General features: G+C 65.9%; 22 protein-coding genes. 20 read left to right on the plus strand and 2 right to left on the minus strand.

Going from position 1 to position 26290, the window contains the following annotated elements; genetic code table 11:
* Positions 1-187: 187 nt before the first annotated feature.
* The 9 genes from BUE42_RS20140 to BUE42_RS32465 all read left to right on the plus strand — a co-directional run bounded on the left by BUE42_RS20140 (position 188) and on the right by BUE42_RS32465 (position 13022).
* Complete coding sequence (locus BUE42_RS20140) at positions 188-541, plus strand: hypothetical protein (protein WP_143171631.1); 354 nt, start codon at positions 188-190, stop codon at positions 539-541.
* 90 nt (positions 542-631) lie between these two features.
* Positions 632-934, plus strand: a complete 303-nt coding sequence (locus BUE42_RS20145) for a hypothetical protein (protein ID WP_143171632.1) — start codon at positions 632-634, stop codon at positions 932-934.
* Between the two features lie 50 nt (positions 935-984).
* Positions 985-1338 (plus strand): hypothetical protein, encoded by a 354-nt coding sequence (locus BUE42_RS33870; RefSeq protein WP_073467075.1) that lies wholly within the window; start codon positions 985-987, stop codon positions 1336-1338.
* Between the two features lie 92 nt (positions 1339-1430).
* Entirely contained in the window at positions 1431-5312 is a 3882-nt protein-coding gene (locus tag BUE42_RS20155; protein ID WP_255376874.1) for an FG-GAP-like repeat-containing protein, read from the plus strand.
* A gap of 8 nt (positions 5313-5320) precedes the next feature.
* Positions 5321-9409, plus strand: a complete 4089-nt coding sequence (locus tag BUE42_RS32450) for an RHS repeat domain-containing protein (protein ID WP_073467077.1) — start codon at positions 5321-5323, stop codon at positions 9407-9409.
* Positions 9406-9987 carry a hypothetical protein gene (locus BUE42_RS32455; protein WP_143171634.1) on the plus strand — a complete coding sequence of 194 codons (582 nt, stop codon included), beginning with the start codon at positions 9406-9408 and terminating at the stop codon, positions 9985-9987. The genes BUE42_RS32450 and BUE42_RS32455 overlap by 4 nt, the downstream gene beginning before the upstream one ends.
* A gap of 306 nt (positions 9988-10293) precedes the next feature.
* The gene (locus tag BUE42_RS32460; protein ID WP_143171635.1) at positions 10294-10584 is read left to right on the plus strand and encodes a hypothetical protein; all 291 of its coding nucleotides are present in this window, start codon (positions 10294-10296) and stop codon (positions 10582-10584) included.
* 501 nt (positions 10585-11085) lie between these two features.
* Positions 11086-11751: a hypothetical protein gene (locus BUE42_RS20165; protein WP_143171636.1), complete on the plus strand. Its 666-nt coding sequence runs from the start codon at positions 11086-11088 to the stop codon at positions 11749-11751.
* 647 nt (positions 11752-12398) lie between these two features.
* A complete protein-coding gene (locus BUE42_RS32465; protein WP_143171637.1) occupies positions 12399-13022 on the plus strand; it encodes a hypothetical protein in 624 nt (207 codons plus the stop codon).
* An 857-nt stretch (positions 13023-13879) separates the two neighbouring features.
* Here the strand turns inward: BUE42_RS32465 and BUE42_RS20170 are convergent.
* Positions 13880-14230, minus strand: a complete 351-nt coding sequence (locus BUE42_RS20170; protein ID WP_143171638.1) for a hypothetical protein — start codon at positions 14228-14230, stop codon at positions 13880-13882.
* A gap of 346 nt (positions 14231-14576) precedes the next feature.
* Here BUE42_RS20170 and BUE42_RS20175 point away from each other — a divergent pair, with 346 nt between their 5' ends.
* From BUE42_RS20175 to BUE42_RS20225, 11 genes are read left to right on the plus strand one after another with little or no spacing between them, the layout of a single operon-like run.
* Positions 14577-15194 carry a hypothetical protein gene (locus BUE42_RS20175; RefSeq protein ID WP_073467080.1) on the plus strand — a complete coding sequence of 206 codons (618 nt, stop codon included), beginning with the start codon at positions 14577-14579 and terminating at the stop codon, positions 15192-15194.
* 5 nt (positions 15195-15199) lie between these two features.
* Positions 15200-15751, plus strand: a complete 552-nt coding sequence (locus tag BUE42_RS33125; protein WP_159445463.1) for a hypothetical protein — start codon at positions 15200-15202, stop codon at positions 15749-15751.
* Positions 15752-15765: 14 nt separating this feature from the next.
* The gene (locus BUE42_RS20185; protein WP_073467119.1) at positions 15766-18051 is read left to right on the plus strand and encodes a cohesin domain-containing protein; all 2286 of its coding nucleotides are present in this window, start codon (positions 15766-15768) and stop codon (positions 18049-18051) included.
* The gene (locus tag BUE42_RS20190) at positions 18048-18545 is read left to right on the plus strand and encodes a type II secretion system protein (protein WP_073467082.1); all 498 of its coding nucleotides are present in this window, start codon (positions 18048-18050) and stop codon (positions 18543-18545) included. The genes BUE42_RS20185 and BUE42_RS20190 overlap by 4 nt, the downstream gene beginning before the upstream one ends.
* Positions 18545-18931 carry a type IV pilin protein gene (locus tag BUE42_RS20195; protein WP_235002481.1) on the plus strand — a complete coding sequence of 129 codons (387 nt, stop codon included), beginning with the start codon at positions 18545-18547 and terminating at the stop codon, positions 18929-18931. Before BUE42_RS20190 ends, BUE42_RS20195 begins: the two co-directional genes overlap by 1 nt.
* Positions 18918-19400: a pilus assembly FimT family protein gene (locus BUE42_RS20200; RefSeq protein WP_143171640.1), complete on the plus strand. Its 483-nt coding sequence runs from the start codon at positions 18918-18920 to the stop codon at positions 19398-19400. Before BUE42_RS20195 ends, BUE42_RS20200 begins: the two co-directional genes overlap by 14 nt.
* Positions 19397-19819 carry a type II secretion system major pseudopilin GspG gene (gene gspG, locus BUE42_RS20205; protein ID WP_073467084.1) on the plus strand — a complete coding sequence of 141 codons (423 nt, stop codon included), beginning with the start codon at positions 19397-19399 and terminating at the stop codon, positions 19817-19819. The genes BUE42_RS20200 and gspG overlap by 4 nt, the downstream gene beginning before the upstream one ends.
* Before the next feature lie 15 nt (positions 19820-19834).
* Positions 19835-21037 carry a type II secretion system F family protein gene (locus tag BUE42_RS20210; RefSeq protein ID WP_073467085.1) on the plus strand — a complete coding sequence of 401 codons (1203 nt, stop codon included), beginning with the start codon at positions 19835-19837 and terminating at the stop codon, positions 21035-21037.
* Positions 21038-21040: 3 nt separating this feature from the next.
* The gene (locus tag BUE42_RS20215; RefSeq protein ID WP_073467086.1) at positions 21041-22648 is read left to right on the plus strand and encodes a GspE/PulE family protein; all 1608 of its coding nucleotides are present in this window, start codon (positions 21041-21043) and stop codon (positions 22646-22648) included.
* The gene (locus BUE42_RS20220; protein ID WP_073467087.1) at positions 22629-23330 is read left to right on the plus strand and encodes a hypothetical protein; all 702 of its coding nucleotides are present in this window, start codon (positions 22629-22631) and stop codon (positions 23328-23330) included. The genes BUE42_RS20215 and BUE42_RS20220 overlap by 20 nt, the downstream gene beginning before the upstream one ends.
* Complete coding sequence (locus BUE42_RS20225) at positions 23327-23863, plus strand: hypothetical protein (RefSeq protein WP_073467088.1); 537 nt, start codon at positions 23327-23329, stop codon at positions 23861-23863. The genes BUE42_RS20220 and BUE42_RS20225 overlap by 4 nt, the downstream gene beginning before the upstream one ends.
* 264 nt (positions 23864-24127) lie before the next feature.
* Here BUE42_RS20225 and BUE42_RS20230 read toward each other — a convergent pair whose 3' ends face one another.
* On the minus strand, positions 24128-26257 hold the full coding sequence (locus tag BUE42_RS20230; protein WP_073467089.1) for a TonB-dependent receptor family protein: 2130 nt from the start codon (positions 26255-26257) through the stop codon (positions 24128-24130).
* Positions 26258-26290 lie beyond the last annotated feature (33 nt).

A 26290-nucleotide genomic window follows, 5' to 3' on the forward strand; every position in this document is an offset into this window, starting at 1 on the left:
GGGGCTGAGGGCTTGCGCGAGCCGAGCGGGCTCAGTTAACGTGCGCCCCCGTGGTCAGACCTTGATCGCAGATTGAATCGACAGGCGCCCACGAGCGCCTTCTCCCTGGAGGATTCCCCGTGATGCCAGCCATCGCTCATGCGAGCGGGGGCGTGCTCGTGCGTTGATGAGTGACACAAGGAATGACATGCTGATGAAAAATCGAGCCCTTCTCGCCGCATTGCTGACGGTGTCGTCGCCGGCAGCCTGGTCCATTTACTCGTGCGCCGGCCCAGTGGGCTTTCTGGGGATCGACCAAGGCGGCGTCGTGGCGGTGGCTTTGTCCAACGCCACGCCGATCCACAAGGTGTGCTCGATCGGGACGCAGGGCGCGTTCCAGATGGCGCCTGTGCCGTGCAAAGCGGTGTACGCCGCGCTGCTGAGCGCGCGCCTGACGGGCAAGAGCGTGACGATCTACTACGAGGACAACGGACGGACCTGCGCCACGCTGCCGTCATGGGAGAACGTGCCGACGATGTATTTCCTCGAAGGGCCGAACTGAGGCGCTGCGATTTTCATGACTTGCGTGGGGATTCACATGTCGAGATTTCATGCCCGATGGGCGAGTGCGGTGTGCGCGATGCGGTGTGCGATGGTGATGTCGTGCGCGGCGAGCATGCCGGCGTATGCATTGGACGCTACGCCAAGCGGGAAGATCACCACGATCGAGGTCGCCGCAGCCACGAACTACGCCTTCCGCGTGTATCTGAATGGCGCAGCCGCGGCCCTGTGCCCGAGTGGAAGCGGTTTCGCCTACCTCAATGAAGCCGACAGCAACTACAAGGTCTATGTGGCATCGCTGCTGATGGCGAAGGCGCAGGGCTCGGCGGTCACGCTCGTTGTCTCCAACGAGGGTGGGTTCTGCCACATCGTGCAGATGGCGGTCGGGTCATGAGTCGCGCACAGAACGAGATCGCGCCGACGAGCGCCACAACGGGAGGAACCATGAAGAACCTGAAGATCAGCACCCGCCGGGCTCTGGGAAACATGGCGGCTGCCGTCCTTCTCGCGGGATGCCTGATGCCGGCCCAGGCGACTTCGGTGCGCGTCGCAGAGAGCCCTGCCGCCTGGCGGCTCGAAAACTACCCGGGTGGCATCGTCACCGCGTATTTCGTGTCCGTTCCGTGCGCGTCGGGCCAGATCATCTTCGGCGCCAATGCCGTGCCGGCAGACTTGAACCGCTTCTGGGCAACGGTATCGCTTGCCAAGGCGACGGGACAAAAGATGTTCGTGTACTACGAGAGCGCCAATGCGCCAGCGAGCTGCGTCATCACGAGCTTCGGGCTCGACGCCAACTGAGCCCTGACAGGATCCCCATGAACTCGTTCTCCATCTCGCGGGCCGATGCGTGGCTGGCCAGGTTTTCAAGCGCCGCGCCGCGCGTGCTGGCGATGGTGGTGTCCTCGGTAGCGCTGAGTGCATCTGCGCAAGGGTTGGTCGTCAGCGAGAGCGGCCAGGCCGTCTACAGCTACCCGATCGTCGTGCCGCCGGGCGTGGCGGGGATGGAACCGAAGCTGAGCCTGGTCTACAACAGCGGCGGCAACAACGGCCCGATCGGCGTGGGCTGGACGGTGCAGGGCATCTCGCAGATCACGCGATGCCCGAAGATCGAACCGGTGGCGGTCAACGGCGCTGTGAAGCCGCAGATCACACCGGTGCGCTACACGGTCGACGACAACCTGTGCCTCGACGGCCAGCGCCTGATCAAGGTCGACACCAGCCAGGGCTGGGTCGGCAAGGCCGCCGCCAGCCAGGCGACGCCGGCGCTGGGCCTGGCGAGCGGCTTCGTCGAGTTCCGCACCGAGAACGACGGTTACTCGCGCATTCGCGCCAGCGGCATGGCTGGCAGCGGCGCCGACAAGGGCCCCGCCACGTTCACGGTGCAGACCAAGGCCGGCCTGACGCAGGTGTATGGGCTGACCAGCATACGCGGCGTGCCGGCACCCGATGCCATCGCTCTTTCCGAGGGCGGCCAGTTGCCGGGCGTGGCCACGGCCTGGATGTTGAAGAAGGTGGTCGATTCGGTCGGCAATGCCATCGAGTTCGAGTACGACAACACGACGCGCACCTGGGGCAGCAAGGGGCCGGGGGGCATGGTCCTGCCGGGACGGGAGTGGAACCTGAAGCGGGTCTACTACGGCTGCAAGGATGCTGAGGAAAGTGCGTGCCCGCAAAGGCACCAGGTGCTGTTCGTCTACGAGGAACGCCCCGACAAGGCCGAGGCTTACCACCTCGGCTCGAAGGTGGTCAGCACGCAGTTGCTGAGCCAGGTGCAGGTGTCCACCAGCGCCGGCACGGTGCGCCTTTACCAGATTGGGCACGCTGCGTCGAAAGCGACGAACCGGCAGTTGCTGACGACCATCACCGAATGCGCGGGCGGCACGGCCGTCACATGCCTGCCGGCGACAAGGTTCACCTACCCGGGGGCGTTCCACGACGTGAACTACCTCGGCTTCTCGAGGTTCAACCTCGGTGGCGTGCCGTTGATCATGTTCGACGGAACGCGCGGCACGATCTCCGGCGACTTCAATGGCGACGGCAAGACCGACCTGCTGCTGTGGACGAAGAATGCCGGCGTGAATGGTGAAGTGAACGAGTTGTGGCTGGCCGATGCGAAGGTGCCGGGGTACTACAACAAGGTGCCTTCGTTGGGGGACTTGGCGACGGTGCGGCTCGGCGGCAAGTTCGCCGGCGGAGGCGACGACGATGTCGTCGACACCGTGGCCGTCGACATCAACGGGGATGGCCGCCAGGATCTGCTGCGCCTGTGCCGCTCGCTCTCGACCACCTGGTGCCCGAGCGGCACCAAGGCTCAGATGTGGCTGTCGATCTCCGACAACAGTCCGGCTGCCGCGAGCTACGGCCAATTCGTGGCCGCGCCCAACGCGGCGATGGCGATGCAGAACGGGGTGCTCGCACCGATCGAGGGGCCCCTGGTGGCCCGGTCAGAAACGAAGACGACGCGCGTGTGCTCGTTCACGGAAGAGCATCAGACCTTCAACGTGAATATTTTCACGTCCCGCGCCGAAGATGCGTATTGGCAGGATTTCGACGGTGACGGGCGTCTGGACCTGGTCTCGCTCGAATCCGTGGGCGTGGTCGTCGGCGACATGAGTCTGTGCCCCCATTCCCTGCCGGTACCGCCCTCGGCCCACCTGTTGCGCTACTACGTCGGCAAGGGCAACGGCCAGTTCGAGCTGAAGCAATCGCTGCCGCTGACAGGCGTGCACCGCAGTGCGGAGCTCAAAGCCATGTCGGGCATGTCGAATGGCGAAGTGCTGGACATCGACGGCGATGGCAAGCCCGACCTGCTGTTCACGGGTCAACGGTTCGTGCAGGGGGGCGACGGCCTGTTCCATCAGGTCAATCAATCCATCGATCCGGCGCCTGCGGGCAACCCGCTGATGACCGTGGTGGATGCGAACGGCGACGGCAAGAGCGATGTGATCCTGCTGGACCCCGCCGCATGGCGCACCGTACCGAGCCCGATCCCGCCCAATCACAGCGGAGCGCCGAACAATGTGTCCGCAAATCCCCACGAGGCGCGGCTGTTCATCAACCAGGGTGGGATCTTCGTCCGAGACGATCGGCCGCTGAACGCATTGAAAGCCTGGGGCCCGACCTCGTGGATGGAGTCGACCGGCGACGGCGAGGGCGGCATCGGGTTGATGACGGGGCCACGCTTCTTCGCATTCGGTGGCGGCACGGCCGGCTCGATGCCGCTGGACATCAACGGTGATGGCCTGACCGATTTCATGGCCTGGACCGGCGAAGACGATCGCCATGACCTGCGTTTCTTCACGAGCATGGCCGGCACGGACGGGGGCAAGCTCGATGGCAGCCTCGCGGCCGTGTCGGACATCGACCGGGGGCGCTACGGCTTGCCTGAGATGGCCACCGGTGGCGTCACCTTCATGTCGGGCGATTTCATGGGCCTCGGAAGCGTCGGCTTCATCCGCATGCAGGACGGCGGCAACAACAACCTGTGGTATCGCGACGGACCTCCGCCGGATGTGATGACGTCGGTGATGAACCTGTCCGGCGTGACCACCTGGATCAGCTATTCGTCGACCGGCATGGCCAGTGCCGGGCTCGTCGTCGGCAACAACTCTCCGGTGGAGGTGGGCGTGGGCGTGTACGTGAACACGCGCCCGCCGATCGACCTCGGCGGCCTCACCGATCCGCAGGCGCGTGCCGACAAGGCCGGCAAGCACACCTGGCCGACGCACCACGCCCACCCTGCACAGTGGCTGGTGGGCACGACCAAGCAGCAGAGCGTGAACGGCGTCGACCCATCGAACCTTGGCGTCACGACGGCTTTCGCCTACGTCGGCATGAAGTCCGACCTGTCGGGTGGCGGTGACCTGGGGCTGGAGTCGGTGACGAAATACTTCCCGTACGCCAATGGCGGGATGATGGCGTCGACCACCGAGTACCTGCAGCCGCTGAACAGCGAGACCGGGCAGGAGGGCACGCAGCGCAAGCAGTTCGTCGGCATGCCCAAGTGCACCTACACGCGCTACATCGCAGCCTGGGTTCCGAACGCGTCGCTGGCCAGCCTGGTGCGTGACGACGTGGACAACAGCCGCAACGTGCGGCCCGGCTCGCCGCGCCAGTTGCCGAAGGCGCTGGGTTCCGGCACGCAGTCCTCGACAAGCGCAGGCACCAACAGCGAATGCTTCGATGTCGACGGTGACGCGCCCGACAAGCCGGCCGACGGATGGGGCGCGCAGATCATCAACATGACGACCTACGTCTACTGCGATGTGCAGTCGCAGGCGAGCGCCTCGTCGGCCACGTGGATGACGCCTTGCGGCACCACCGAGGCGGTCAAGCGCCCCTATCAGATGCGCTCCGTCGAGCGGACCTGGGATCCGATGACCCCTGCGCTGAAGGTCGGCAAGGTAGACACCGTCAACACGGCGATGACGGCGTACGGCGACGTCGGCGCGGCGACGATCACGACCACGGGTTACGGCGTGGGAGGCCAGGGCAGTCAGCCGCAGGTGATGACCAAGTCCACGACCAACACCTACCTGAGCGGAGACGGCGGCACGAGCCGATTCGTCACCGAAAAGAAGTGGTTCCTGGGCCGCCTGGGGACCAGCACCGTGAAGTCCACCACCAACGTGACGCAGCCGCTCGACCGGAGCGACGCCAACCTGAGCCCTGCCGCGAAGGCCACGCAGGATCCTGCGTTGAACGGCACGCCGACCAAGCTGCTGCGGCCCGAAGTGCTGATGACCATCCTGCAGTTGCTGTTGGAAGACTGAGCACCGCCATGTCTGATCTTCACAAGACTTTTCCACGTCTGCTGGGCACCCTGGCCGCACTGACGCTGCTGGGCGCGAACGCGCTGGCCCAGACGGTGTTGCCTCCGGCCTTTGGCGAGTCGCTCGAGACGCGCAAGAGCAGTTTCAACTACGACGACGAGACCGGGCTGCTGATCGAGGAGCAGATCGAGCCCGACAACCCCGCACTGTGCGTCAAGACCCGCTACCAGCTCGACCTGAATGGCAACCGGAAGCAGACGACGACTTCGAATTGCGCAGGCACGCTGCCGGCAGGGGTGGCGTTCGCCGACCGCACTGCGAATGCGTCATACAGCAACGCTGGGCAGCCGAACGGCACGCTCGACGGCAGCTACGTCACCAGCGCCTGGAATGCGCTGAGCCACACCGAGACCAAGCGCGTGGACCCGGCATTCGGGCAGGCGATCTCGGCGACCGGCCCGAACGGGCTGACGACGACGTGGGAGCTCGACGCGCTGGGCCGCAAGGTGAAGGAGACGCGGGCGGACGGCAGCTTCAGCCTGATCTGGTATTGCTACGTTTCGTCGACCATTCTCGACAAGAGCAGCAACACGCCGGGGTGCCCGGGAACGGCGGGCGCGGCGGGAACGGCGATGCCGAACCTGCCGGCGACCGACCCGAAGCCTGTCTTTGCACTGAGCTTCCTGCACACGCAGTCGTACGGAGCGAACGGGGTGGTCAGCGGACCATGGACTCGCGTGTATCAGGATCTGCGCGGCCGCACGATGCGCAGCGTGACGCAGGCGTTCGACGGTGACAGCAGCACCGCGGGCAAGCTGATCGTCGCCGACACGTTCTACAACCAGAACGGCGCGACGGTGCTGACGACGCAGCCGTACTTCCTGAACACGCTGAGCTCGGGCATCGACGGCAGCACCTACGGCTTCACGTACACGCAGTTCGACGTGATCGGTCGGCCGCTGGCGGTCTACACGGCCGACAACGGCGAGGGCAGCGAGACGATCCACACCGAAACGGTCGACGGTGCGAGGGTGGCGGACGAGCTGAGGGCCTTCGGCTTCGCGTCGGCGGGGCGCAAATTCGCGGTGGTGCGCTACGCCTACGAAGGCGCGAAGACGACGGTGACGCGGCGCAGTCGCGGCGGCAGCGGCAGCGATAACGCGCAGGTCGACATCCAGTGGCGCGACCCGCAAGGCCACGTGGTGCTGGCCGAAGACGCGCAGCACGCGCAGACCGCGTTCCTCTACGACGCGCAAGGCAGCCTGGTGACGACGGTGGACCCGCTCGGCAACCGCGTGGAAGTGCGCTACGACGGGCGCGGCCGCAAGACGGCGATGCTGGACCCGAACAAGGGCTACTGGACCTACGGCTACAACGCGCTGGGCGAGCTGACATCGCAGCAGAGTCCGAACCAGCGCGCGGCCGGCACGAGCAGCACGTTGGCCTATGACGTGTTGGGTCGGCTGATCGAGAAGCTGACGCCGGAGTTCAAGACCAGCTATCTCTACGACACGGTGAACGGTACGTCGAGCGGGGCTGCGTGTCTCGCCGCAGGCAGCGGTGGAGCGAACGCGACCAAGGGCAAGCTGTGCGGCACCAGCACGACGCACGGCGTTGCGAGGTCGACGGTGTATGACCGCTTCCTGCGGCCGGTGAACAACACGACGGTGATCAGCGGCGAGCCGCGCTATCAGCTGAGCAGCTTCTCGCAGAGCGCGGAGTACGACGCCAACTTCGGCCGGCTGGTGAAGCAGACCTGGCAGACCGGCGTGAGCGTGCAGTACGGCTACACCATGTTGGGCGCGCTGCAGACGGTGCACAACGGCAGCGGCTACGCGTACTGGACGGCGCAGCGGGTGAACGCCTGGGGCAAGGTGGAAGACGCGTTGCTCGGCCATGGCGTGAGCAGCCACACGCGCTTCGAGCCGATGAGCGGGCGCGTCACCGACGCGGCCGCAGGCACCGGCACGGACATCTCCACCGCGACGGCGATGAACGTGTTCAAACACCGCTATGTGTGGGATGCGCTGGGCAACCTGAGCGCGCGCACCGACGTGAACGGTGCGGGCGGCGGGGTAGACGCCAACGAGGTGTTCGACTATGACGCGCTGAACCGGCTGACGCGTTACCAGACGACGAACTCGGGCGGCCCGACGCAAGACGTGACGCTAGCCTACAACGCGATCGGCAACATCCTGTCGAAGAGCGATGTGGGCTCGTACGTGTACCCGGCGAGCGGCCAACCGCTGCCGCATGCGGTGAACGCGATCCGCACGCGCGCAGGCGGGCCGGCCTACAGCGCCGACTACGAATACGACGCACAGGGAAACCTGACGCGCGCCTTCGGCGATGCGCGCTACCGCAGCGTGCGCTACAACAGCTTCAACCTGCCGCAGGGCGATGGGGTGACGCCGGGCATCGTCGGCGTGAGCAGCAACGGCGGTGTCGCGCCCAGCTACGACTGGAAGTACAGCGAAACCGAGCAGCGCCTGGTCGAGGTGCGCAAGACGAGCCTCGGCACGCGCACGACCTGGTTCCTGCACCCGGACGGTGCGAACGGCTTGAGCTACGAGCGCGAGACCGACGAGGCCGGCGTGACGACACACCGGCACTACATCGGCATAGGCAACGCGACGGCGCTGGTGACGACGACGGCTGCGGCCCCGGCGACGGTGAGCAAGCTGGAGTACTGGCACAAGGACCACCTGGGCTCGACGGTGGCGCTGACGGTGGCCGGCGGCAGCGACTGGCGCAGCCTGGTGAAGACGATCCGCTATGCCTACGACCCGTGGGGCAAGCGCCGCTATGCGAACGGTGCGACGGACCCGGCCAATGCATTGGTCGGCGACTACCACGGTGGCTCGCCGGACGCAGCGAACGGCACGGACCGGGGGTTCACCGGGCATGAACACCTGGACGACCTCGGCGTGATCCACATGAACGCGCGGTTGTACGACCCGATGATCGGTCGCTTCATGCAGGCCGACCCGGTGGTGGGCGATCCATTCGACGTGCAGACGTACAACGCGTACAGCTACGTCTACAACCGGCCGCTGAACACGGTGGACGCGGATGGCAAGTGCCCGGTGTGCATCGGGTTCATCGTGGGTGCGCTGGTGGCACGTGCGGCGGGGATCATCGACCAGCAGCAAATGCGGATGGTGATCAGCATCGCGGTGGCGGCTTGGCTTGGACCCAAAGCCGGGGAGATCACCTGGGCGGCTGCGGGCCAAGCTGCCGCAGCGGGGTTTGTGTCAGGGGCGGTTGCATCAGGGAATATGAAGGGGGCGATGCAAGGCGGGTTCACATCGTTGATCTTTTACGGTGCAGGCAGTCTTGGTCAGACGTTAAGTGCGAGTGCGTCGACATCTGGTCTATCAAGCACAGCGGCGTTCTGGAGTGACAGCGGACTGGGGCGCACCATACTGCACGCTGGCGCTGGCTGCGTGACTTCAGCGGTTGGCGGGGGCCAGTGCGGATCGGGTGCCCTGTCGGCTGGGGCGGCGCAATACTTGGGCGGCCGTCTAACGGTCGGCGACCGTGTTGGCGATACATTCGTGCACGCAATGATCGGTGGAACTACCTCGGTAATAGGGCGGGGAAAATTTTCTAGCGGAGCACAATCCGGCGCATTTGGATATCTCTTCAATCAGTCTGCACACGACGATCGACCAAGCCAACCAGGATCTCCGATTCCTGTGCCAGGCGACCCAAAGCCAATCATTGATTTATTCTCTGCCATCGCAGATCTGTTCTCCGGACCGACCTATGCAGACACTTACAGAGAAAGAGCCCTGAAGGCGGCGGGAATTACCGAGGCGCAAGCTCAGAATCTCGACGTTCATCATATAGTTGAACGAAATGCGGCTGCGGCTGCTCCGGCGAGAGTGGCACTCGCAACAGTTGGAATAGGCGTGGATGATCTCGAGAACTTGGTGATCACATCGAGGGCGGATCATAAACCCCTGCATACGGGTCAATATATAACTACTGTTAATGCTGTGATGACGGCAACTGCGCCGGCTGGGCGAGCCGCGGTCGTGCTTCAATTGAATTACATTAAGACTTCAATCTATGTCAAGGGGAGCTTCCCATGAGATGCTACTTGCTGGAGCGGGAAAGGTCGGCATTGGATCTTTATCTGCCAGATGAGAGTTTGTTGGCCGCGTCTATTCGCAGTGGATTGGACCCGAAGTATGTGAAGGGAATTCTCGCTGGCGCGAATGGGGGGCTCGGGGCGCGCTTTGAAGTGCTGGGGCGAGTCTCGAAAAAGGATCGGAAACTGCCTGGCCTCATGTATTGGTCCTGGGTTCCGGCCTTCAATTCTGCTGCGTATGAAATGCTAATGGAGGTGGGCGCAGCCAGTTCAGATTTTCTTGCGTGCGGATTGACAGGCAGGGAGGATGTGGTGCACCTACATTTGCCGGAAGGTGTGGAAAACGTGATAAATATAAATCAGTCAATATTCTCTCACTCTGTGCCAATTGATCCGCCTCTGCCCTACAGTGCGGTGCATGTTCACCTCAATGCCGGTTTTGAGTCGTTATCGCCAATCTTCAGAACGCGCCCACCCGGGAGCAGTCAAGTCACCCCGGATGTTTATTTTTGTGGTGACGCGGTTGATGGTTGGAGCAGAAAGCGCTTAACAGGGGCATCGTTCAAGCAGGTCGCTTGAGTTCTGAATAGCCTCGCGAGGGCTACGCACGAACTTCGTATGGCAACGATGGAGTAGTCTGTAACGCAAATTTCCCCGGGTGCGGCGATCCGCATTCCAGCTATGCCGGTGCTCAGGACTGGGGGTTTCATAGCTGGAGAGAAAGTTCCAAACTCTCTGTTCGCGTGGCACCGGTGGCAGTGGACTATAGTCTCGATTCCAATATACCGACGTTTGTGGGCTTGTCAGCAGGAAATCCCACGCTGAAGATCACGGACGGTATGAGTTGGGGCTAATACTCTCCATCCGAACCAGGGTTGCAACTGAATGGCGGGCCCGCAGGCAGTGCAATATGCGTTGGTGGCCGAGCGTGATGGGCTGTATCCAACAGTTCGCGGTGAGCTTGTGCATATGAATGCGGGCGAGGTTTGGAAGTACGGTATAACCATAAATCCAACTGCGCGCTATCCAGCGCAAGCTTTGAGTACATTAGGTTTGGTCATGGAAATTCAGGCAAGAGAAACTTTGCCGCAGGTATATGTGGCGGAGAAAGTTCAGCTTATTGATTACGCCACAACGCACGGCGCACTGCCGCCGGGAAACCGTATATTTAAGTAGTTGAGATTATGAAAATCCGAGTGACGAGTATCGTTGCGCCAGAGGTTCGTGCGCTAATTAGTAGCGTTACGACCCGTCTCGAAGATTGGCTAAGGCCCGCGATCGAACCCAATGACTATGGTGGCGGAATCGACCAATTCGCAGTCTTCTTTGTGTCGGTTGAGTCTGATCCCCTAGAGAACGAGCGGTATTGCAGTGCCAACAATCGGGCTAGCCGGTACAAGGATCTCCTCACGGGCGAGATGGTGAGGTTTGTCGGGATTGCGGTTCCCATTGCTCCTGAGACCGTCCTGGCTTCGTCGCAAGACGAGTTGTCGAACCGTCTTGAAGCCTTGCTCTTGGAGGAGTTGGAGTCGCCTGCTTACGCAATGCCAAAAAACTTCGACCGCCGGCGTCTTCTTGTCGATCTAAAAGCTGCTCTTTCGTCGCGCTAACCATGCAGCGGCCTAGGGACGGGTTTTGTCAGTTTACGCTGTGGAGGTTAGAAAGGAATGCTGGCCAATGAAGTCCCTCAAGAAGGCGCCATCTTCCACATTGCGCTGGTGGGGCTTGCAGTCCGCCGAAGCGTTCGACTTCGTCAGTACTTTTCTGAACGGTCAGAGCTTCGATGGCCCGACGATCTGGGCAGAGGGGGCCTTGGTCCCCTATTCCAAGGCACTGTGTCCGACCATCAAAGCGGTCGTCAGCGTCAGTACGTTTACCGCCGACAACGGCTACGCGGCTTTTGATGCCGGTGCCGTTCTTCTCTCCAAAACACTGCATGATTTGTTGCGGAAGGCCAATCCTGACGAAGAGGTGCCGCGCCAGCGAATCCACGCGGGCTTTGCCCCATGTCTGACAATTTCCCTCGCGCACCTGAAGTGGTGCCAAAACCCGTCTGACATCAACCCGAGTTGGGCAATGACTCTCCAGGCTGATGCTTCTAGGCCGGGGGCACAAGTTTTCGCCGAAGACTTCACGTCACTGATGCTCCCCATGCTCGAAGGGTTGAAGTCCGATGACGATCTCGAAGCTCTGCTCGTGCGAGCTCTCAAGCGAGAGAAGCCGACGTGGGTGGGATCCGATACGCCGTGGTTCGCGCGCCTGCCTGAGCGAGTCGCCTTGCTGAAGAAGCGAGGGACAGCAGCGAGGCGATTGATTGGAGCTTCATTCAAGAAAGTTTCCTGAATGTATAACTGTTGAATGCGCAGTTCTCAACTATTCAAACGATCTTTACATGGTCGGTGGATGAGCGGAGACGCTTATATAGTGTCGGCTTAGGAGCGATTTGGCGTATGCGAGGGCCATTCAAGATGACAAAGAACACATCGTCGATTGACTCCTTGATCGAAAAAATTCACACATATTGCAAGTTTGCTGGTGCTGGCAACGTGCCTGATGGTTTGCGTGACTTCATTTTGTCTCCGGTACCACGCGAACACGGACTCGGTGTTTACGGGGACTTGCAAAAGAAGTTGACACGTGGGTTCGTGAGTTGCTTTCTCCAACTCAGCAAGATGGGATAGTTCGTCATATGCGCGCTGCCGGAGTGCGCGAGTCTGATTTGCCAGCTACTCAGAGGACTCGCAGCATCCGTCGATTTCTGAAAATTTCGCGACAGCCTCGACCTGATGAGGCCGAATTAATTCGGCAAGCCGTTGAAGATTGGCGAAGTTTGTCTTTGTCTGCGGTCGAGGTGGAGTCCCTTCGAGCTCTTGCGAGCGATTGGAAAAGTGGAGAAGCAAGGATTGCCTCCAAACGGGTTCGCTAGTAGGGCCAGACCTACCGCCCAGCATCGCTCAGTGTGCAAAAGAGGTCCATTTTTACATTTGCCCATGAAGATGCTCGATAAAATGTTGAAAGACGTTGCGATCGACGACAGCGATGCTGTTGCTCGTTATGTGGCGTATGGAGCTCGACGGAAAGGAATTCGACGAGGTGAATTTCCGCATCTCCACGTCTTATTTGGGCCGATCATTTCTGAGCCGATCGAATCCGTATCCATAACAAGGCAGACGGAGGACGATCGTGGCATTCGAGCCGAACTGCCATTGTTAGATATTCCGTTGCCGCAAGGTTATGGGCGGTTCTTGTGTGAAACAAATGGTGGATTATTTTTCGGGGGTAATGTCATATTATTTGGTTTGCCCGATCTCCGCGACATCCCGAATGACTATGTGGTGAAATATAGATCTCCGAATATTGTGCCACCAAATATTTTGGCGAGGCCTGCGCAATTGAAAGAAGGGGATGTTCAGCTGGGTGCCTACTTCTTCTCCTCAAGACTTCTTGTCTACGACCGAAATTCTCGGGTGGTCTGTTTGACAAAGCCATTTTCCAGAGAGGTTCAAAGATCTTGGGGGACCTTCGATGATTACGTTTCCGAGTGTCTTTACTCCTATCGCGATTATTTCGATGGAAACTGGCGGCCCCTCGGAAATTCGCTGCGTGATTTTTGACGGATGTGCAAGTTGTTTACGCGGCGACCAATTTATTGGTCCGCACATGTGAGCAGGACGGGCTGAAGCGGCAGAGCATTGAGGCCAGCGGACGCTACATTTCATACGGAAGATGCTTGTTGAGGTGCTGCTGTGTCAGTTGAAATAATTGAATTTGAGAGGCTGATTGGCTTCCTCGAGGAGGTCCTCCCAGATTATTTCTTGGAGGGAGGGGCGGGGCGAAGAAATATCGTTGTCGCCGAGGGATATAATGGCGATCTGATTGCGAGTTTTTTGATTACATACGATCAGTTCTCGATGGGTGTTCCAAAAGCAATACAGGAATTCCTGCGTGAGCTATCGTTGCCTTGGAAAGTTATTGGAAGTTTCGATATTTCCGATCCGATCAGCCCCGAGGGGGAAATCACGTCGAGTCCGTGCTTCGAGGTCTCGTCAAAAACGATATCCGGTAGCGTTGATATGGAGTTGTTGCTCAAGCGATGGGGAACTCGTTTACTTTCCGGTGAAAGTTAAATAACTAGTCAAACGGATATTTACTCGGTCGGTGGTTGAGCGCCGTGCCAAGCCCTTTCGGATATCAACCCGAGTTGGGCAATGACACTTCAAGCTGATGCATCGAGGCCGGGTGCACAAGCCTTCACCGAAGACTTCAAGTCGCTGATGATCCCCCTGCTCGATACGCTGTAGTCCGACGACGATCTTGAAGCCTTGCTCGTTCGCGCTCTCAAGCGGGAGAAGCCGACCTGGGTCGGATCCGATGCGCCGTGGTTCGCGCGCTTGCCTGAGCGAGTTGCCTTGCTGACGCAGCGAGAGAAGGCGGGGTAGCAATCGAAGTCTGCGACGCCGCCGACATCACTTCACTCCACCGGATCGTACTGATTCACCTCGCAATGCCCGCTCGGCCCGATGCCCGTCGTGTAGACCGTCGCGGTCTTCTTGCCCAGCGCGAACATCATCATCACGGTCGCTATCACCACCTTGTTCTCGCTCTTGATCAGCATCCAGCCCAACGGCGCGCCATTGCAGTTGGTGGGGCGCCCGGCGTCAAGCCAGATCAGGTAGCCGGCGGGCGTGCTTGTCGTGTTGATGACGGTGCCGGTCACGTAGTCGGCTTGAACCTGGGCTTGCGCGCCGAAGGCCGTCAACGCGGCGGCGACGATCAGGCCTGCTCTTGCAGCACGGAATGTCTTGAGGTGAGTGAGTTGCATGTGTGTCTTTGGAGAGGAACGCATGACGCCGCCGGAATGGCGCGTCGCGACCCGGGGATTCTGCGCAGCGCCTTTCCGTGTGTCGAGGTCCGCAGACCGGTTCAGATGGCACGGTCGACCTGCAAAAAGTCAGCCGTTTATGCGCGACACTCCAGCCTCACCGGGCGTCACCCGGTTCCGCGCACCCGCCCCAAGGCTCCACAAGACCTCGCGGTGCGCTTCACGGGAGGACCCCATGCAGCAGACCCATTCGATCGCCGTAGATCCGTTGACGAGCCGCATCGCCGCTGTCGCGCATTGATCTCGCCCACTGTCTCGCTGCCCTCGTGCGTGTGATCGAAACGCCATGATGTCGTCCGTCAAGAATCTGTCGTGGAACTGGGCGCTGGCCCGCCGCTGGCATCAGGGGCAGCTTCCCTGGCTGGCCTGGCTGCTCAGCGGCCTCGCGGCACTCGCCGCGATGGCCACGGCCGGCGCATGGCTCCATGCCCAGCAACGGCAGCTGGCCGATGCCCGGCGCGATCTGGCCACGCTCCAGGCCCGACCCGCTCCCACGCCCGCCAGCGCCCCCGCCGAGCCCGACCCCGACTTCGCCCGCCGCCTCCCTCTCGACGCCAGCACCGCCGACTGGGTGCGCGACATGCAGCGCGTCACCGGCCAGCTCGGCGTCGCCGTCGTCAGCATGGTCGACACGCCCCGCGCCGCCACCGCCGACCAGCTCGGCCGCCACGACCTGCAGCTCACGCTGCGCGGTCCGTATCCGCAGATCAAGCTCGTGCTGAAGGAGCTGCTCGACCGCCACGCCACCACCACCGTCGGCCGCCTGAACCTGCGCGTGATGACGAGCCCCGTCGACGTCGAGGCCTCGCTGCTGCTGACCCGCTGGAGCCGGCCGTTGTTGGCCGCACCCGCCGCCACGGTGGCCGCAGCCCCCGCGCCCCGCGCCTCGGAGGCCGCCCGCTGATGCCGATGCGCAAGAGCCTCTGGTGGGCCCTCGGTGGCACGCTCGCCCTCACCGCCGCGTCGCTGTGGGCCACGCGGCAGGCGCCGACGCTGGTCGCTGCCGCCGCGCGTGGCGGCGATGCGCCCGCGCCCACCGACGAGCGCGCGCCGCTTCCGGCCGCCCCGGCCCCCGCCGCCTGGGGCCGCGCCGCGCCCCTCGCGCCGCTGCCCACGCAATGGCCCGCGCAAGCCCTCGAGCCCGCCAAGCGCGATTTCTTCCAGCCGGTCCTCCCACCCGCGCCGCCGCCACCGCCCGCGCCACCACCCGCCGTCGCGCCGCCACCGCCGGCCCCGATGGCGCCGCCGATGAATTACCGCTTCTACGGCCAGATGCTCACGCCGGAAGGCGGCCGCATCGTCTTCCTCGTCAAGGGCAGCGGCGCGCCGATCGAGGTGACCGTCGACCAGCGCCTCGACGACGGCTACCTCGTCGAATCCATCACCGACCAGGCCGTGCAACTCGTCTACCCGCCCCTCGGGCAGCGCGCCACCATCGGCATCGCGCCGCCACCGCAGTGAACGTCAGCAGCTCCATGACCACCCTCGCACGATCCCTTCGCACGCTGCCCCTCGCGCTCGCACTGCTGCTGCTGGCCGGATGCGCCGAACAGCGCTACCGCGACGAAGCCCAGCAGGCCTTGCGCGCCGGCAACTACGAACAGGCACTCAGCCAGCTCGATGCCGGCCTGAAGGAGTACCCGAACAGCGCCACGCTGCGCAGCGGCCAGGTGCAGGCCCGCACCGAAGCACTCGCCCGCCTGGTCGCCGAATCGGCCGCCGCGCGCGCCGCCGGCCGCTACGACATCGCCGAGCAGGCACTGCGCCGCGCCAAGACCCTGAGCCCGAACAGCAGCCGCATCGACGACCTGCTCGCCGACGTGGCCACCGAGCAGCGCCAGCGCGCCGCGCTCACCGAGGCCGAACGCCTGGCCGCCGCGCAGCAGAAAGACGCCGCGCTGCGCGTGGTCGAGCAGGCGCTGAAGGACAACCCGCGCAACTCCGACCTGCTCGCCTTCCAGCGCCGCATCGAGGTCGACGTGCGCCAGGCCGAGGCGCGTGCGAACCAGAAGGGCCTCGCCGAAACCCGCCCGATCTCGCTCGATTTCCGCGACGCCGGGCTGCGCACCGTGCTCGACGTGGTGTCGCGCAACAGCGGCATCAACTTCATCCTCGACAAGGACGTGCGCCCCGACGCCCGCGTCACCGTCTTCCTGCGCTCGGCGCGCGTCGAGGACGCGATCGACCTGATCGTCAGCACCAACCAGCTCGCGAAGAAGGTGATCGACAGCCAGACGCTGCTGATCTACCCGAACACGCCCGAGAAGCAGCGCGAGCACCAGGAGCAGGTCGTCAAGGTGTTCTACCTCGCCAGCGGCGACGCGAAGGGCGCGGCCGCCTTCCTGCGCTCGATGCTGCGCGTGCGCGAGCCCTATGTCGACGAGCGCACCAACATGCTGGCGCTGCGCGAATCGCCCGAGAACATCCAGCTCGCCGAACGCCTGATGGCGCTGTACGACGCGCACGAGCCCGAGGTGATGCTCGACGTCGAGGTGATCGAGATCCGCACCACCCGCCTCACCGAGCTGGGCATCAAGTTCCCCGACACCTTCGCGCTGACGCCGCTGCCGCCGGCCGGCGCCACCGGGCTCACGCTCGGCAACGTGCGCAACCTGACGCGCGACAACATCGGCCTGACGGTGGGCGGCCTGCTCGTCAACCTGCGCCGCGAGGTCGGCGACTTCAACACGCTGGCCAACCCGCGCATCCGCGCGAAGAACAAGGAGAAGGCCAAGATCCTGATCGGCGACAAGCTGCCGGTGATCACCGTCACCACCGGCACCGGCAACTTCATTTCCGACAGCGTCAACTACATCGAGGTCGGCCTGAAGCTGGAGGTCGAGCCGACCATCTACGCCGACGACGACGTGGCGATCCGCATCGCGCTCGAAGTGAGTTCGCTGGCCGGCCAGGTCAAGACCAACTCCGGAACGCTCGCCTACCAGATCGGCACCCGCAACGCGTCGACACTGCTGCGCCTGCGCGACGGCGAAACCCAGGTCCTGGCCGGCCTGATCAGCAGCGAAGACCGCTCCAACGCGAGCCGCGTGCCGGGCCTGGGCGACCTGCCGGTGCTCGGGCGCCTGTTCTCGAGCCAGCTCGACGATTCGTCGCGCACCGAACTGGTCCTCGCGATCACGCCGCACATCGTGCGCAACCTGCGCCGCCCCGACGCAAACGAGACCGAGATGTGGGTCGGCACCGAAACCTCGCCGCGTCTGCGGCCGATGGCGGGCCGCGTGGCGGCCGTCGCGCCCGCCGCGGGGGCCAGCGCGCCTGTGGCCGGGACTCCGGCAGGGGCGGTGCCGGGCGCGAAGCCTGCTCCCACGCCCGCGTCTGCGGCGCCTGTCGCGCCGACGCTCAGCTGGAGCGCTCCAGCCGAGGTCAAGGTCGGCGAGACCTTCGTCGCGACGCTGAACCTCGCGACGCCGGTCGCGCTGCGCGGCGCGCCGGTGCAGTTCTCGGTCAGCAAGGCGCAACTGTCGGTGGTCGATGTCGACGAGGGCGACCTCTTCAAGCAGGGTGGCGCCGCCACCAGCTTCAGCCGCACGATCGACGCCGAACAGGGCCGGGTGCAGGCCGGTGCGATCCGCAACCAGGCCACCGGCGCGAGCGGCCAGGGCAGCCTGCTCAGCGTGCGCCTGAAGGCGACGGCTGCCGGCACCGCCGAGCTGACGGTGCTCGGCGCGCAGCCGCTCGGCATCGACAGCCCGGCGCAGCCGTTCGGCCTGCCGCCGCCGCTGAAGGTGATCGTCAAATGACGTTCCTGCCCGCGCTCTCCGTGCCGCAGCGGATCCGCGCCGCCGGCTACACGCTGGTCGAGCTGATCGTCGTGCTGGCGGTGCTGGGCGTGCTCGCCGCGGCCGTCTTCCCGCTCGCCGAGATCACGCTGCAGCGCGAGCGCGAGCGCGAGCTGAAGCAAGCGCTGTGGCAGATCCGCGAGGCGATCGATGCCTACAAGCGCGCCAACGACAAGGGCCAGCTGTCGCAGCCGGCCGGCGCCACCGGCTACCCGCCGAGCCTGCAGGCGCTGGTCAGCGGCGACACCGGCCTGCCTGGTGCGCAGCGGCTGGTCTTCCTGCGCCGCATCCCGCGCGACCCGTTCGCCAGCGGCGAGCTGCCGGCCGAGCAGACCTGGGGCGTGCGCAGCTACCTGTCGTCCGCCGAGCAGCCGCAGGCCGGCGCCGATGTCTACGACGTGTTCTCCCGCTCGACCCGTAGCGGGCTGAACGGCGTGCCGCTGAAGGACTGGTGATGCAGGTCATGCACAACAAGGCACGCGGCTTCACGCTGATCGAGCTGATGGTGGTGATGGCCGCCATCGGCCTGCTGCTGGCCATCACGGTGCCGCGCTACGCCGAGCACGTCGACCGCGCGCGCGAGGTCGTGCTGCGCCAGAACCTGGCGGCGATCCGCGATGCGATCGACAAGTTCTACGCCGACCGCGGCCGCTACCCGGCGGCGCTGCAGGAGCTGGTGCAGGCGCGCTACCTGCGGCAGATGCCGATCGACCCGGTGACCGACCGCATCGACAGCTGGGTGCTGGTGGGGTCGGAGGGCGGGGGCAGCGCGGGCGTGTCCGACGTGCACAGCGGTGCGCCGGGCAACTCGCGAGAAGGGAGCGCGTATGCGAGCTGGTAAGTCACCCTCGCGCGGCTTCACCTACGTGATCGTGCTGCTGCTGATCGCGCTGATGTCGCTCGGCCTGTCGATCGCCGGCCCGCGCTGGGCCGACGCGGCGCAGCGCGAGCGCGAAGACGAGCTGGTGCGCATCGGCACGCTGTATGCGCAGGCCATCACCCGCTACCGCGAGGCCTCGCCGGGCTCGCTGAAGCAGTACCCGGCCTCGCTCGACAACCTGCTGCTCGACAGCCGCTTCGTCGGCACGCGTCGCCACCTGCGCCGGCTCTACACCGACCCGCTGATGCCGGGCCGCCCGCTCGGCGTCGTGCGCGCCGCCGACGGCACCGTGCGCGGCGTGTTCAGCACCAGCGAGGCGCAGCCGCTGCGGCACACGCCGCTGCAGATCGACGGCCTGGCCGACATGCCGCCCGCCGCGCAGTACAACCAATGGGTCTTCATGGCCAAACCGATCCTGCCGACATCATGAACGTCCCCTCCTTTCGCACCGCACGCGGCTTCACGCTGCTCGAACTCCTGGTGGTGATCCTCATCATCGGCCTGCTGACCGGCATCGTCGGCCCGCGCTTCCTCGGCCAGATCAGCCGCTCGGAGGTCACCGCCGCAAAGGCCCAGCTCGATGCCTTCGACAAGGCCTTGCAGGCCTACCGCATCGACACCGGCCGCTTCCCGACCACCGCGCAGGGCTTGCAGGCGCTGCTGGTCGCGCCGACCGACGAGCCGCGCTGGCGCGGCCCGTACCTGCGCGGCGCGTTGCCGCAAGATCCGTGGGGCAGCCCCTACCAGTACCGCGCGCCGGGCCTGCAGGGCCAGGAGTTCGAACTGCTGAGCCTCGGCAAGGACCGCGCGCCCGGCGGCACCGACGACGATGCCGACCTGACGCGCTGAACGGCGGCCACCACCGTGCACTTCAAGGTTCGCTACTACGACCCCGGCCAAGCCGCCGTGCTGGAGCGGCTGGCGCAGGCCGATTCGCTGCAGGCCGTGCAGGCGCAGCTGGCGGGCGAGGGGCTGGTCTTCGTCGGCGCCGAGGTGCAGCCCGGTGCACCGGCGCGCGCGCCGCTGCTCGGCGGCGGCGCGGGGGCGTTCAACGTGGCGTGGTGGTGCCGCGAACTGCGCACGCTGCTGCAGGCCGGCATGACCGTCGTCGAGGCGCTCGAGACGCTGCAGGCGCAGTCGTCGCAGGGCGCGCGCGGCGACATCCAGTCCAACCTGCTGCGTGCGCTGCGCGAAGGGCGGCCGTTGTCGAAAGCGATGCAGGAGTCGCAGGCCTTCCCCCCGGTGCTGGTGGCGAGCGTGAAGGCCAGCGAGCGCACCAGCACGCTGGGCACCGCGCTGACCGATTTCCTGGTGCACGACGAGATGATGGGCGCGCTGCGCAAGCAGGTGGTCAGCGCCGCGATCTACCCGGCCGTCGTCGTGACGCTGGGCTTGCTGATCACGCTGTTCCTGCTGCTGTACGTGATCCCGCGCTTCTCGGGCATGTACGCCGATTTCCACGGCAACCTGAGTACCGCCACGCAGGTGCTGCTCGGCTTCAGCAAGGCGGTGTCGCAGCACACCGCCGAGGTGGCCGCGGGCCTGGTGGCGCTGGTGCTGGGCGGCGCGTGGTGGATCCGCTCGGGCGCCGCGATGCGCTTCGTCATCGCCGTGGGTTCGCGCATCGGCCCGCTGCAGCGCCAGTGGGATCACTTCCGGCTCGCCAAGCTGTACCAGTCGCTGGCGCTGATGTTCCGCGGCGGCTACACGCTCGATGAGGCGATGGCGATCTGCGAGACGCTGGGGCTCGGCGCGCGCATGAGCGATGCGGTGGCGCACGCCCGCGTCGACCTGGCGCGCGGCAAGCGGGTGTCGGCAACGCTGTCGCAGGCCGGGCTCACCGACACGGTGGCCGAGCGGCTGCTGGCGGTGGGCGAGCGCACCGGCAGCTTCGACGTGGTGCTGCAGACCATCTCGCAGCGCCATGCCGCGGCCTTCACCACCTTCGTCGAGCGGGCCACGCGGCTGGTCGAGCCGGTGCTGCTGCTGCTGGTGGCGCTGCTGGTCGGCGGCATCGTCGTGATGATGTACATGCCGATCTTCGACATTGCCAATGGAGTGCGCTGAACGATGAGCAACGCGTTGCCCACCTTGATCGCCGACGCGCGTCGCCAGCACCGCGCCGGCGCCGGCAGCGTGCTCGACGTGCTGCTGCGCACCGCGCCCGGCCCCGACCTGGAGCGCCGCTTGCGCGAGGAGGCCGGCGTCGAGGTGCTGGCCCGTGCCGCGGCCGCCACGCCGGACTGGTCGGCGCTGCCGATGGAGCAGGCGGCGCTCGCGCGCTGCGTGGTCGTCGCGGTCGCCGCGCCCGGCGGTCCGCAGCGCTGGCTCGCGATGGAAGACCCATGGGACGACGCGAAGCTGCGCCGCATCGGCGGCCGTGTCGGCGAGGCGCTGCCGCCGGCCGCGGCGAGTGCGCAGGCGATGCGCGTGTGGCTCGGCGAAGGCGAGGGCGCCTCGGCGCGTGAAGACGCGGCGGCGGCGAAGCCCACGGCCGTGGCCGACGGGCCGATCGTCGGCTTCGTCGACAGCGCAATCCGCGCCGGGTTCCAGACCGGCGCGAGCGACATCCATTTCGAATGCGACCGCGGCGGCGTGACGGTCAAGCACCGGCTCGACGGCGTGATGGCCCGCTTCGCGCGGCTCGACGGTGCGACGCAGGCCGAGGAGGTGATCTCGCGCATCAAGGTGCTGGCGCAACTCGACATCACCGAGCGCCGGCTGCCGCAGGACGGGCGCTTTCGCATCGACATCCAGGGCGGGCGGGTCGACCTGCGGGTCTCGATCATGCCGAGCGTGTTCGGCGAGGACGCCGTGCTGCGGCTGCTCGACAAGGCCCAGCTGCGCGAGACCGATGCGACGGTGTCGCTCGACCTGCTCGGCTTCGATGCGACCGGCGCGGCGCTGATCCGCGAGCTGTCGATGGCGCCGAGCGGGATGATGCTGGTCACCGGCCCCACCGGCAGCGGCAAGACGACGACGGTGTACGCGGCGCTGTCCGAGATCAACACCGGGCTGGAGAAGATCATCACGATCGAGGACCCGGTCGAGTACGAGCTGGCCGGCGTGCTGCAGATCCCGGTCAACGAGCGCAAGGGGCTGACCTTCGCGAAGGGGCTGCGCTCGATCCTGCGCCACGACCCGGATCGCATCCTGGTCGGCGAGATCCGCGATGCCGAGACGGCCGAGATCGCGGTGCAGTCGGCGCTGACCGGCCACTCGGTGTTCACGACGGTGCATGCGAACAGCCTGACCGACATCATCGGCCGCTTCCGGCACTTCGGGCTCGACATGTTCGGCTTCATGTCGTCGCTGAACGGCGTCGTCGTGCAGCGGCTGATGCGCCGGCTGTGCCCGGCATGCGCCGGCGAGCGCGACGCGACTGCGCGCGAGGCGCAATGGCTGGGCGTGGTCGCGGAGCACGGCGTGCGCGTGCCGCTGGCCGTCGGCTGCCCGCTGTGCCATGGCTCGGGCTACAAGGGGCGCTTCGTGATCTCGGAGGTGCACGTGATCGACGATGCGTTCCGCGACCACGTGACCGAAGGGTCGCCGCTGTCGGTGCTGAAGCGCCATGCCTATGCGGGCGGCACGCTGACGCTGGACCAGCAGTCGGTGCGCCGGGTGCTGCAGCGCGAGACCACGATCGAGGAGGTGCGGCGTGTCGTCGGTGCCATCTGAAGGGGCGCAGGCCTATGTGGGGCAGCGCTGCGTGGCCTGGCGCGTCGACGGGCAGCCGTGGCAGTGGCAGCAGGCCGATGGGCTGGAGGCCGGCGTCGCGGCCCTGGCGGCGGCGTTGAAGGCCGACCCGGCGGTGCGCAAGCCGCGCGTGGCCTTGTGGCTCGCCGGCGCTCTGGCGCGGCCGTTCATCGTGCCGCCGGTGCCGGGTTTGCGCAGCTGGACCGAAGCCCGGCGCCTGGCCGCGGCGCTGGCGCCCGACGAGACCGGCCTGGGCGGGCCCTGCGAGGTGTGGATGGATGCCGCCCCGCCCGGACAGGCGGTGCTGGGCGTCGCGATCGAGACCGCGGCGCGCGAGACCATCGAGCGCGTGCTGGCGGCCGAGGGCGTGCGAGCGACCGCCATGCGGCCCTGGTGGACCGCCGCGATCGCGCGGGCGCTGGACGAGCGCGCGGCACTGTCGCGCATCGTCGTCGCCGAACCGGAGAGCCTCGTGGTGCTGGCCGGCCGCGACGCGGTGTTCAGCGCGGCGGCCACCTGCGCGCCGCTGCCGTCGCCCGAGCGCGCGGCCGCCTGGCTGCAGCGCACCGTGCTGAGCCTCGGGCTTGCGGAGGGCGACGGCCTGCGGGTGGCCTTGTCGTCCGGCGCCGGATTGACGGACGCCGTGATGGAGCCGTGGGCATGAAGCGGATCGAGGTCGACTTCGTTCGCCGCCCGCCGCCCGGGCGCGGATGGTGGGGCGTGACGCTGCTGCTGCTGTGCGCCGCGGTGGCGTTGGCGGCATGGGGCTGGACGCTGCGGGCGGATGCCGCCGGGGTGCGTGCGCAGATGCAGGAGTGGAATGCGCGCGCCGACGCGCTGGTGCACCAGGCCTCGCGCCGTGGCACGGTGACGGCCCAGCCGCCGCCCGTGTATGCCGCCGATGCGCACGCGGCGCTGCGGCTGCAGCGCGTGCCCATCGACGCGGCCCTGGCATCGCTCGAATCGGTGGCGACGGTCGGCGTGCTCCCGGTGTCGGTGGACATCAGCAGTGCCGATGCCACGGTGCGGGTGCAGGTCGAGTTCTCGACCTACGAGGCGCTGCTGAAGTACCTGGAAGACCTCAACGCCGGGGAACCGAGCGAGCGCTGGATCCTGGCGACGGCGCAAGGGACGGCGCAGGGTGCGAGTGGGCGGCCGATCGCGTTGATCGTGTCGCGGTGGCGCGGCCGGGAGTGACCGGCGGCCTCGCTGCGCCTGCTTCTCAAGAAGCAACCCGTTCACCCTGAGCAGGGCCTTCGACAAGCGCTCAAGAAACAGCACACTCCCGTTCGCCCTGAGCCTGTCGAAGGGCCCGATCATCCTGAGCTTGTCGAAGGACCTGAGCAGCGACCGAGCTTGTCGAGGGCGCGTCCGCCGAAGGGTTGCGTCCGAAGCGGGGCAGGCCTTCGACAAGCTCAGCCCGACCCTTCGACAAGCTCAGGGCGAACGGTGCTTCTTTGCTCAGAACTGGTAGCGGCCCGAGACGCCTGCCATCCAATTGCGTCCCGGTGCCGGCTCGAAGTAGCGGGCATTGCCTTCATTGACGATCACCGAGCCCGCGTAGCGACGATCGAACAGGTTGTCGCCGCGCACGAAGGTGTCGAGCCGCCAGGCGCCGATCAGCAGCACATGCCCGACGCTCGCGCCGACGGTGGCTTGTCCGCCGGCGGCATCCGAGTTCAGGTCGTTGACGAACACCTTGCTGAGCGCGCGCACCTCGACGCCGGCGCGCCAGCCCAGCGGCGGCGCCCACGCGAGGCTCGCCTGCAGGCTGCTGCGCGCGATGCCCGGAATGCGTTGGCCCGACGCGATCTCGACGTTCGGCGTCGCGCAGGGCGTCGCGGTGCAGGTCATGAAGGCGTCGCGGTAGCGCGCATCGAGCCAGGTGGCTGCGGCCTGCGCCTTCCACGGCTCGGGCAGCGCTGCGACGGCGCTGAGTTCCAGCCCGGTGCGCCGCGTGCTGCCCGCGTTCTGGAAGGTCGACCGCCCACCGGTGTTCGTCAGCGTGACGATCTCGTCCGACGTGCGAGTCTGGAACGCCGCCGCATTGAACTCGCCGATGCCGTCGAGCCGTGTCTTCACGCCGAGCTCCAGGCTGCGGCTCGTTGCCGGCTGCAGCGTGAAGTTCAGTCCCGTCGCGCCATTCGGCCGGTAGCCCAGCTCGTTCAGCGTCGGCGTCTCGAAGCCCTTGCCGGCCGTCGCATACAGGTGCAGCGACGGGCTGGCCGCCCACAGCACGCCCAGCACCGGCAGTGTCGCGCTGTAGTCGGCGCGTCCGCTGTCGTCGGGGTTGGCACCCACGATGTAGTTGTCGTGCGACTCGAAACGCACCCGGCTGTGCCGCACACCGGCGTTCAGTGTCCAGTCGGTGGCAGGCTGCCATGAGGCCTGCAGGTATGGATCGAGGTTGTTCGCGAAGTTGGTCTCGTCGCGCCGCAAGCTGCCGCGCTCGCCGCGCTGCGGCGTGGCCGGGGCGCCGGTGAAATCGAGATACCCCTGGCGCAACTCGCGCAACCGGTCGTAGGCCACGCCGCCGATCAGCGTCAGCGGCCGGTCGGCGATGGCGGTCTTCGTGGTCCAGCGCCAGTCGGTGCCGCTGTAGTCGCGCCGCAGGTCGATCACGCCGCCGGGGTGCAGCGGGTTGGCCTGCGTCGCCACCGGGATCGACTGGAACTGCTCGGTGCGCCGGTGCCCGCCGTACACCATCACGCGCAGCGCGTTGCCGGGCGACAGGCGCCGGTCGAGCACGATGCCCGCCTGCGTCTGCGACACCGTCTTGCGGGTGTCGAAATCGGTCGCCACCGCATCGGCGCTGCGCGGATTGGCATCGAACGCGGCCCGCGTCAGGCCGAGCGGGTCCTGCGCGAACGGCAGCGCGACGCTGTTCAGCACGACGCTCCAGCGCGTGTCCTCGTCCGCGCGCCACACCAGCTTCGCGTTGCCCAGGTCGCGGCGCGCGGCGCTGTGGTCGCGGTAGCCGTCGGTCTCGAAATGGCTCGCGCTCAGCAGGTAGCTCAAGCGGCCTTCGGATCCCGACAGCTTGCTGCTGGTGCGCCACGCGCCATCGCTGCCGGCGGCCACGCCGAAGCTCAGCGCCGGCCGGCCTTCGCCCTCTTCGGTGAAGATCTGCAGCACGCCGCCCGACGAGTTGCCGTACAGCGCCGAGAACGGCCCGCGCAGCACCTCGATGCGCTCGACCGAGTTCAGGTCGACGTTGCTGATCTGGCCTTGCCCGTCGGGCAGCGTCGCCGGGACGCCGTCGACGTACAAGCGCACGCCGCGGATCCCGAAGGTCGACCGCGCGCCGAAACCGCGCACCGAGATCTGCACGTCCTGCGCGTAGTTCTGGCGGTCGCGCGCCTGCAGGCCCGGCACGCCGGCGAGGCCGTCGGAGAGGTTGACTTGCAGCCGGCCGTCGCGCAGCCGGTCGCCGTCGACCACGTCGATCGAGGCAGGCACGTCGAAGCGCGGCGTCTCGGTGCGGGTGGCCGTCACGGTGACGGTGGGCAGCACCTGCTGCGCGAGCGCCGGTGGGGACAGCGCGGCCAGCACGGCCAGCGTCAGCGCAGAAAAGGGGATTCGGTGATTCATGCTCACACGCTCGGCAATCGATGTGCCGACATC

It is taken from the genome of Rhizobacter sp. OV335, assembly GCF_900142965.1.
Classification (GTDB): domain Bacteria; phylum Pseudomonadota; class Gammaproteobacteria; order Burkholderiales; family Burkholderiaceae_C; genus Rhizobacter.